The sequence below is a fragment of the Bacillus sp. JJ1566 genome (genome assembly GCF_036962685.1).
In the GTDB taxonomy this organism is placed as follows: domain Bacteria; phylum Bacillota; class Bacilli; order Bacillales; family Bacillaceae_L; genus Ferdinandcohnia.
Genome location: NZ_JBALOP010000010.1, coordinates 33,403 through 39,088, shown reverse-complemented (window position 1 = coordinate 39,088; position 5,686 = coordinate 33,403). Strand labels below are relative to the sequence as shown.

General features: G+C 39.9%; 6 protein-coding genes. 3 read left to right on the top strand and 3 right to left on the bottom strand.

Annotation, left to right across the window (positions count from 1 at the left end; all coding sequences use genetic code 11):
• Positions 1 to 225: 225 nt before the first annotated feature.
• Positions 226 to 1,392, bottom strand: coding sequence for an SLC45 family MFS transporter (locus V7112_RS05710; RefSeq protein WP_335416601.1), 1,167 nt, complete (start codon positions 1,390 to 1,392; stop codon positions 226 to 228).
• Positions 1,393 to 1,573: 181 nt separating this feature from the next.
• Here V7112_RS05710 and V7112_RS05705 point away from each other — a divergent pair, with 181 nt between their 5' ends.
• From V7112_RS05705 to V7112_RS05695, 3 genes are all read left to right on the top strand, one after another.
• On the top strand, positions 1,574 to 2,353 hold the full coding sequence (locus V7112_RS05705; RefSeq protein WP_335416599.1) for a Cof-type HAD-IIB family hydrolase: 780 nt from the start codon (positions 1,574 to 1,576) through the stop codon (positions 2,351 to 2,353).
• Between the two features lie 152 nt (positions 2,354 to 2,505).
• Positions 2,506 to 4,296 (top strand): oligoendopeptidase F, encoded by a 1,791-nt coding sequence (gene pepF, locus V7112_RS05700; protein WP_335416596.1) that lies wholly within the window; start codon positions 2,506 to 2,508, stop codon positions 4,294 to 4,296.
• 130 nt (positions 4,297 to 4,426) lie between these two features.
• Positions 4,427 to 4,795: a YkvA family protein gene (locus tag V7112_RS05695; protein ID WP_335416593.1), complete on the top strand. Its 369-nt coding sequence runs from the start codon at positions 4,427 to 4,429 to the stop codon at positions 4,793 to 4,795.
• 265 nt (positions 4,796 to 5,060) lie between these two features.
• On the opposite strand, the gene V7112_RS05690 is transcribed toward V7112_RS05695, so the two are convergent.
• Together V7112_RS05690 and V7112_RS05685 are read right to left on the bottom strand one after the other, a co-directional pair.
• On the bottom strand, positions 5,061 to 5,312 hold the full coding sequence (locus tag V7112_RS05690; protein WP_335416591.1) for a LexA family protein: 252 nt from the start codon (positions 5,310 to 5,312) through the stop codon (positions 5,061 to 5,063).
• Complete coding sequence (locus tag V7112_RS05685) at positions 5,302 to 5,529, bottom strand: hypothetical protein (RefSeq protein WP_335416589.1); 228 nt, start codon at positions 5,527 to 5,529, stop codon at positions 5,302 to 5,304. The genes V7112_RS05690 and V7112_RS05685 overlap by 11 nt, the downstream gene beginning before the upstream one ends.
• Positions 5,530 to 5,686 lie beyond the last annotated feature (157 nt).

The window sequence follows — 5,686 nt, the reverse complement described above, 5'->3', positions numbered from 1 at the left end:
CCACAGGAAGTGGCGCTTTTAGTCTTTGATCTTATGCTCGAAAAATTACCTTTGAAAATCTGTGGCAGCCGCCGGAGGCTTTAACTTTATTTAGTCCGAGCTGACCCTGACTGAATTGTATACTCTTTTACATTCATCCCCCACTAAAGAAGTAGAGACTTCTGCTGAATAAAGTTAAAAAGTGTGCGAAAACTGTTCCCAGTTCACACACGCGATTGCTATTTACTAAGAGCCTATTGCATGCTCTTTCACTTTGCTAATAAAAATCAGTGCCACAATCAAGCTTCCAGCTGCCGCAAGGAACAACACACTAAACCCAAACAGGTCAATTAAATAACCAAGGGTTGGCGGTGATGTGATGGCTGCCAGTGAGGAAACCAAATAATACAGTCCAGTTCTCGTTCCGAAGCTTTTTTCACTCCCCGTAGAAACAATAAATGGATATGCGTTAATGTTAACAAAAGCCCAAAAGATGCCACCCAAAAACAAGATCATCCTCAAGTAAATAACTGAATCCACCCAATTTAATAGTAAAAATGAGACGATTAAACCGATAACCCCTAAGACAATCACATTTTTCTTGCCAAATTTTGCACCTAAGATGCCACTAGGAATAGCTGAAATCACAAAGCTTAAAGAAAAAAAGGTCAACGAAAACGCGGAGGCACTTCTTGAAAGTCCTAATTCATTTACTCCATATAGCGTAAACAAAGCTTCCATGCCCTGTATCGCAATAAACCAAAAAAAGATTGCGGCTAACAGGTAAAGGGTAGAAGAATTCAATTCCTCCCGATAATTAATTTTCGGAACTGTTGTTTCTGTATAAGAAAGGGCATCACGGTGCTCTTTGATATATTTAAAAACAATCCACAAAGTGACTAAAAAGGCGATGGAAACGGCGATAAATGGAAGTGCCTCGTCAATGCTAAATAAATATGAGCCTATACTAAATGCAAGAATCGCACCGCAGCCACCCATAAAGTTGATGATTCCGTTTGCCTTTGTCTGTTCAGGTTCAGGTGTGATGTCCGGCATTAAAGCAATCGTGGGGGAACGGAAAATCGCCATCGACAGGTTCATACATAGCATGAAAATGAGCAAGGATACTAAGCCAGTGTGAAGAGGAATAAGTGTATAAAATAGGGCAGCAAGTGGAACGCCAATAAGTAAATAAGGCATCCTGCGCCCGAAACGCGTCCGAGTTCGGTCACTGAGCTGCCCGATATAGGGCTGTAAAAAGAGAGCGATATAATTATCGATGGTCATTAAAAAGCCAATCAAAGCCGTACTCGTAATGAAATTATCGAGGAAAAAAGGAACAAATCCATTATATAAAGACCATCCAAGACTAATGCTAAAAAAGCCAAACCCTAATAACCAAGTTTTTCTCATGTGCCCTCTCCTTGATGGTGAAATAAGACGTACTACTAATTTATGCTTGAGAGTAGTACTTTTTGCCTGTTATCTACTTATAAATGCGCAGACTGTATCGTTTGTTTAAAGCACGAAAATATTGTATCGTAAGTAATATGTGATTTTTAGACAAAAGCAGAATAGAAAGTAGGAATAAGAAGTGAAAGAACGAAGCCTTATCTTTTTTGATATAGATGGGACACTCTTAAATCATAAAAAGCAACTTCCAGCCTCGGCAAAGGAAGCCATTTTTAAATTAAAAGAACTCGGACACGAAGTGGCGATTGCTACTGGCCGTGCACCTTTTATGTTCGAAGACCTGCGCGAGGAGCTCGGAATCGGAACATATGTAAGTTACAACGGTCAATACGTGGTGTTAAACGGAGAAGAAATTTACACAAATCCATTAAATGAAGAAGCCCTTTTACAGCTTACAGAATTAGCACTTGCTAATAACCATCCAATTGTCTACATGGACCACGAGGACATGAAGGCCAATGTACCGGAGCATGAATTTATTACAGAAAGCATTGCAACCTTAAAAATTAAAAGCTTTCCAACCTATGATCCAAAGTATTATGAAGGACGTAAATTGTTCCAATCGCTTTTATTTGTCCAAGAGGGAGAAGAATCGCAGTACGAAAATGGGTTTAAAGACTTTGACTTTGTTCGCTGGCATCCGGTTTCTGTTGATGTCCTCCCAAGCGGCGGATCAAAAGCAAAAGGAATTGAAAAGCTTGTTGAAAAACTAGGCATCCCAGAAGAGCGCATTTATGCCTTTGGTGACGGATTAAACGATATGGAAATGCTCACCACGATTCACAATAGTGTAGCGATGGGGAATGCACTTGATGAAGTAAAAGAAGTGGCTAAATATGTTACGAAGTCCGTTGAAGAGGACGGAATTTTGTACGGACTAAAAATGGTAGGTTTATTATAAGGGATGAGTGAAGGTCGAGATTTTTCTTGATCTTCTTTTTTATCTGGATTTGTAAGAAAATTAGGTTATTTTATGTTAAATTTGATTTATTTAATTTATAATTGAAGTATATTATTTCGTTTATCGAAACACTCATAAGGGGGAATTTTCACATGGCATTATTGCGATCCGAGGTACCTGTTGAACAAACATGGAACCTTCAAGATTTATTTGAAACAAACGAGGCATGGGAGAAAGAATTTACATCTGTACAAGCGGAAATTCAAACCGTCACACAATACAAGGGACGTGTGGGTGAAAGTGCAAAGACCTTGTATGACTGCCTAGTGGCAAAGGATGCACTACAGGAAAGAGTGATGCGGGTGATGGGCTTCGCAGATTTACATATATCGGTAGATGGGACAAACTCCGTTTATCAGTCGAACGCCGCACGAGCAGCATCCTTACTCTCAAATGTGCGAGCAAGCTGGTCATTTATAACTTCAGAACTGCTTACATTAGACGAAGAAACGATTAAATTATACATAAAAGAGGAACAGGGACTTCAAGAATTCCAAAAAACGTTATCAGATATCCTCGAAGCAAAGGAGCATACACTTTCACCGGATGCCGAGGAAGTATTGGCTGCGTTTGGTGAGGTAATGGATTCTCCATATATGATTTATCAAAGAAGTAAAACGTCAGATATGCAGTTTTCTGCATTTACGACCGATGATGGGATCGAGCATCCACTTACTTTTAATTCATTTCCAAAATATGAGGACTCGGCTAATACGGAATTACGACGGAAGGCTTCTGCGGCTTTTGCTGAAACTTTGGATAAATATAAAAACACATATGCAGCCACCTACGCTACAGAGGTGAAAAAGCAGGTTATTGAAGCACGCTTACGTGGGTTTGAGTCTGTAACAGATATGCTGTTAGATGAACAACAGGTAACAAAGGAAATGTACCATAATCAGTTACTTACAATTCAAACTGAATTAGCTCCTCATATGCGTCGTCTTGCGAAATTAAAGCAACGCGTTTTGGGTTTAGAAAAAATGTATTACAGTGATTTAAAGGCTCCACTAGATCCGGACTTTAACCCTGAAGTAACGTATGAGGAAGCTTCAAAGCTCGTTCTTGATTCATTACAGGTTATGGGGTCAGAATATATTGGAATTATGGAGGAAGGAATTCATAACCGCTGGGTTGATTTAGCAGACAATGTGGGGAAACGATCAGGTGCATTCTGTTCGAGCCCATATGGTGCCCACCCGTACATTTTAATGACGTGGAATAATTCAATGCGAAATACATTTACACTTGCTCATGAATTGGGACATGCTGGACACTTTGTGTTAGCAGGTCGCTATCAACGAATCTCAAACACACGCCCTTCCCGATATTTTATCGAAGCGCCATCGACAATGAATGAGATGCTGCTCAGCAAACATATTCTTTCACAGTCAAATGATGACCGAATGAAGCGCTGGGTTATTTTACAATCCTTAGGCACCTATTACCATAATTTTGTTACACATATTCTTGAAGGTGAGCTGCAGCGACGTGTTTATGAGTTAGCTCATAATGGCACCCCAATTACGGCCAAACTTCTATGTGAACAAAAAACAGAACTGCTTTCTGCATTCTGGGGTGAGGATGTCGAAATGGATGATCTCGCTGCATTAACATGGATGCGCCAGCCGCATTATTATATGGGCTTGTATCCGTATACGTATTCCGCAGGTTTAACCGCTTCAACTGCAGCCTCCCAAATGATTCAAGAGGAAGGTCAGCCTGCGGTCGATCGCTGGCTATCCGCACTAAAAGCGGGTGGAACACTGAAACCAATCGAGTTAATGAAGCTAGCTGGAGTCGATATGTCAACACCAGAGCCAATTAAAAAGGCAGTTGCTTATGTTGGTTCATTGGTGGATGAGCTTGAAAAAAGCTTTTAAGCGTGTAAAAAAGAATCCGCAGCATAACCTAAGGAAAGTTAAAATTTAAAGTTTGTACAATGATTCATTTGTTTATCACTGTAGTACAATAGTAGTAAAAGATTGTGAACATATAAAATGGGGGATTCACATGGATGAAATGGAAAAACATTATTCGGAAGATAAGTTTTGGGAAAAACTTAAAAAGTTTGCATTAAGAGCAGGTCATTCCGTTGTGTACACGGCACTTTTGCTTTACTATGTGCTACAAAAGCCTGACCTCCCTGCAAAAGCAAGGGTGACGATTCTTGCAGCATTAGGATATTTTATTTTTCCGGTCGACCTCATTCCAGACCTCGCTGTAGGTATTGGTTTTACAGATGATCTTGGAGCTTTAGGTGTTGCGCTATTCCAGGTGGCCATGCATATTGATGACAATGTCAAAGCTAAGGCAAAAGCAAAGCTAGTTGATTGGTTTGGCGATGATGTCGATACTTCGGATGTTGATGAAAAGCTTTAACTTTATTCAGTAGAAGTCACTTACTTTTAATAGTGTAGGGCGTATGTAAAAGAATACAATTTAATTTGGGAACGAACCCAGACTGAATAAAGTTAATGCCTCCGGCGGTTGCCACAGATTTTCAAAGGAAATTTTTCGAGCGATAAGATCAAAGACTAAGAACGCCACATCCTGATGTCTTCGTCTTTATGATCCACCTCCTATGGGCCTAAAAATCGGGCGCAAATACGCAAGGCGTATTTGATAATGTATGGACAGAACTACCCTATTTCGCCTGGGGTAGTTCTTTTTTTAAGGTGATGGATCTTGGCGTTTTCGGCTCATAGTGTAAGATGCCTTTTTCCTTAAGACGATCAAGATATGCTTTGATAGTGCTTGTAGAGCTAACAGATGTACAAAGTCGCGAAAGCTCACGCATTGTCGGAGCTATGTGGTGTTTTCTCATATATTTTTCGATCTGTTCAAATATTTCTTGTTCCGTATGTTCCATTCGCATTTGAAGTGTTCTAATTTGCAAATTTAACAACTCCTTTTTTCCTTGGTGAAGCAGCTGATAGGATGCTGTCTATTTTAAAGGTTCTTTTTCTATTACGAAGCATGCAAAAGGCTTTAATTGTGGTTTCTTGGAGTTCCAACACCTGAATTTGGCGTTGTGTAAGGATCCCATTCTGTGACATATAGATGATTTCGATTGGTGTGTGCTGAATTAGGGCACGTTGTAAAATCCCGCGCATGCCATCATCTCCTTTTTTATATTATATACGAACGTATATTCTATTATCAACTAAAATAAGAACGTTTATTCGTGTTTTTATTGGAAATTAAGTGAACAAACCTGAAAGGGCGGCTCCGAGGTACACGCTCGATTGAAAACCGCAGAAGGATGTATCG

Excerpts from the sequence above, each read along its gene's own strand:
- V7112_RS05695 (WP_335416593.1), top strand. The coding sequence starts at position 4,427 with ATGGATGAAATGGAAAAACATTATTCGGAAGATAAGTTTTGGGAAAAA.
- pepF (WP_335416596.1), top strand. The coding sequence starts at position 2,506 with ATGGCATTATTGCGATCCGAGGTACCTGTTGAACAAACATGGAACCTT.
- V7112_RS05685 (WP_335416589.1), bottom strand. The coding sequence starts at position 5,529 with ATGCGCGGGATTTTACAACGTGCCCTAATTCAGCACACACCAATCGAA.
- V7112_RS05710 (WP_335416601.1), bottom strand. The coding sequence starts at position 1,392 with ATGAGAAAAACTTGGTTATTAGGGTTTGGCTTTTTTAGCATTAGTCTT.